3 protein-coding genes are annotated in these 2,748 nt (G+C 70.3%); 2 read left to right on the top strand and 1 reads right to left on the bottom strand.

Going from position 1 to position 2,748, the window contains the following annotated elements; all coding sequences use genetic code 11:
- Nucleotides 1–119 precede the first annotated feature (119 nt).
- Nucleotides 120–1,454 (bottom strand): glycoside hydrolase family 26 protein, encoded by a 1,335-nt coding sequence (locus ACY45C_RS21090; RefSeq protein ID WP_462189293.1) that lies wholly within the window; start codon nucleotides 1,452–1,454, stop codon nucleotides 120–122.
- A gap of 482 nt (nucleotides 1,455–1,936) precedes the next feature.
- On the opposite strand from ACY45C_RS21090, the gene ACY45C_RS21085 reads away from it, so the two are divergent.
- Together ACY45C_RS21085 and ACY45C_RS21080 are read left to right on the top strand one after the other, a co-directional pair.
- Complete coding sequence (locus tag ACY45C_RS21085; RefSeq protein WP_462189292.1) at nucleotides 1,937–2,509, top strand: CD225/dispanin family protein; 573 nt, start codon at nucleotides 1,937–1,939, stop codon at nucleotides 2,507–2,509.
- The coding region (locus ACY45C_RS21080) for a CD225/dispanin family protein (RefSeq protein WP_462189291.1) at nucleotides 2,506–2,748 on the top strand (243 nt) is incomplete at its 3' end. The genes ACY45C_RS21085 and ACY45C_RS21080, both read left to right, overlap by 4 nt.

The raw sequence follows: 2,748 nt of genomic DNA, 5'->3' as shown, positions 1-2,748 counted from the left end.
ATCAAGCAGCTGGCTCATCGCACGCACGTGCGGAAGACAAGTCTAGCGGCCGGCAGCTCCGATCTGGGTGTGATCTGGGTGTGATCCGGTCGGAGCCGTGCCGCCATCGGGGCGGGGCGCTACCAGAGCGAGGCGTAGGTGGCCGCGCCAGCGGGATGCTCTGTCGGGTTCACCAGGGAGGAGTGCACGTTCCCGGGCTCCGAGTCGTTGAAGTACGTCTCGTAGGCGAGGATGTCGCGGTTCGCGGCGAACGTCTGGTACATGTTGCGGATGTACACCGGGTTGTCGCCGCCGGCCCGGCCGGCGCGGCCCGCCCCGGTGTCACTCTTTCCGACGAGTCCCCATTCCGGGACCGAGAACTGCTTGCCGTGCTGGCGGGCGAACGCGATTGTCGAGCAGAGCCCGGTTTCGGCGTGGCACTGACTGGCGAAGGCAGCGTCGTCCGTGCTCGCCGGCCATTGGTCGTAGCTGTCGATGCCGATGATGTCGACGTACTGGTCACCGGGGTAGACGGCCCAGGCCCCGCTGCTGTGCGCATTCAGCGTCCAGTCGATGCGGGCCTGCGGATCCGTCGAGCGGATCGCGCTGACGACCTGGCGGAAGCAGTTCACCCAGGTGGTGGGGTTGGTCTTGGAGACCGACCACGGGAACCAGTCGCCGTTGAACTCCCAGGCGAGCCGGATGATGCTCGCCGGGCGGCCCTTCGCCACCAGCCACCGGCCGAAGTCCGCCCAGTGGCCGTTGTAGGCGCCGCTCGCGCAGGAGTTCATGTCCCCACCGCCCGTCGGGTAGAAGGGCTGCGAGATGATCCAGGTGCCGGCGAAGGTCGAGAACTTCTCCGGGCCCGAGCCGAGCCACGGGTTCGTCATGGTCTGCCAGCTCGACCGGTCGGTGAAGGTGAGCACGACGTTGACCGGCGAGCCGCGGAAGCTCTCCCAGGCCCGCACCTGCGTCATCGTCCCCGCGGCAACGCCGCTCATGCCGCCGGGCACCGAACCGCCCCCGCCACCGACGGGGATGACGGGCACCTGTACCGCCGGCTTCGTGACCCGGGCCGCGGCGCCGGGGGTCGTCGGTTTGGCGGCGGTCCGCGGGGCCGTACCGGCCGGGGTGCCCGCGGGCACCGGGGCGGGTGACGGCGAGGGGGAGCCGACGGTCGCGCTGGAGTCTCCGCCGGGTAGCCCGCCGGTCGTGCCTGCTGAGACGCTGGGTTGTACCCGGGGGTCATCGCCGTGTCGGGGCTTCCCGTGCTGGATGGCGGTGGCCTCGACTGTCGCCGAGCCTTCGCCCCCGGTGTCGCGTTCGGGGACGAGGGTCCACCCGACTGCGGCGGCGACCAGAGCCATCACGCCCAGCGACGCGATCCAGGCAGGGTGATGCGGACGGCGACGCCCGCGCCGGGAACCGGATCGGACTCTCGGCGGGCTGGGATCGCCCTCCGCCCGGTGCTTCACCGCGGGTATCCCTCCGTGCGTGGCAGTGTCGTCAGGACCCCCGGGTCCCGGCTTCGGCATCGAAGCGGATGACCTCCATGTCGCACAGCAGCCTGAGACGAACCGGACCAGCCTCCGGTCGCCCCCTCGACGCCGGCTGCCATGTCTAGATAGTTCGGATGAGACACTACACCGACGTGCTAGACCGACTTGTCGGAACTCGGGGGTTTCGGGCGGTGAGGCTCTCGGGTGGCGTGGAGCCCGGCTGGTCGGCACGCCGGTTGGTCGACATGCTGGCTGTGCCACAATGTGCGCGCGCGGAGCCCGGGACGTGCATGGTGGTCCACCCACCTCGCGTCACGGATCCCGCGCACGGGTCGGGGATCACGCGTCGGTGGAGTGTCGGCGGTGCCTGGTCGAGCGCCCCGAGGGTCATGCAGCCAGGCGCGGTGGCGGGGCCGTTCATCGGCTCGCCTGCCACGACGACAACAGGAGAGCACCCAATGTCCCAGCCACCCGAGTACCCTCCCGCCGGCGGTCACGGCCAAGGGGGTTATGACCAGGGCGGCTACGGCCAGGGTGGTTATGGCGGCCAGGGCGGCTATGACCAGGGCGGCTACGGCGCTCCACCGCCCGGCTATGGACCCCCGCCCGGTGGGTACGGCGCGCCGCAGGGCTACGGCGCGCCGCAGGGCTACGGCGCACCCCAGGGCTACGGCGCCCCGCTGGGCTACGGCGGCCCGGGTGGGTTCGGCCCACCTCCGCCCTACAACCAGCCGATCCCGACCTACCTGTGGCAGTCGATCGTGGTCACCCTGCTGTGCTGTCTGCCCGCCGGTGTGGTGGCAATCGTCTATGCCACCAAGGTGCAGAGCCGCCAGCAGATCGGCGACATCAACGGCACGCTGGATGCCTCCAAGAAGGCCAGGATGTGGTGCATCATCTCGGCCACCTCGATCATCGTGGTGTTCCTGGTCATCCTCGCCATCGGCTTGGCCGGCGGCTTCGAGACCGATTCCAGCACGTCGTATTCGACGCTCCCACCGGCCCTCACCCGGAGGAGTGTGTACCGGTGACGACTCCGCCGAGCGGCCCGCCCCCCGGGTACGGCCAGGGCCAGCCGGGCGGCTATCCGCCGTACCCGCCGGGGGGATTCGGTCAGCAACCGCCGTACGGTCAGCCCATTCCGACCTATCTGTGGCAGTCGATCGTGGCCACCCTGCTGTGCTGTCTGCCCGCCGGCATCGTCGCGATCGTCTTCGCCTCCCAGGTGCAGGGACGCCAGCAGTCCGGCGATGTGGCCGGCGCCCTAGGG

The organism is Frankia sp. CcWB2, assembly GCF_977927585.1.
This window is presented reverse-complemented; position numbering and strand designations above follow the sequence as displayed.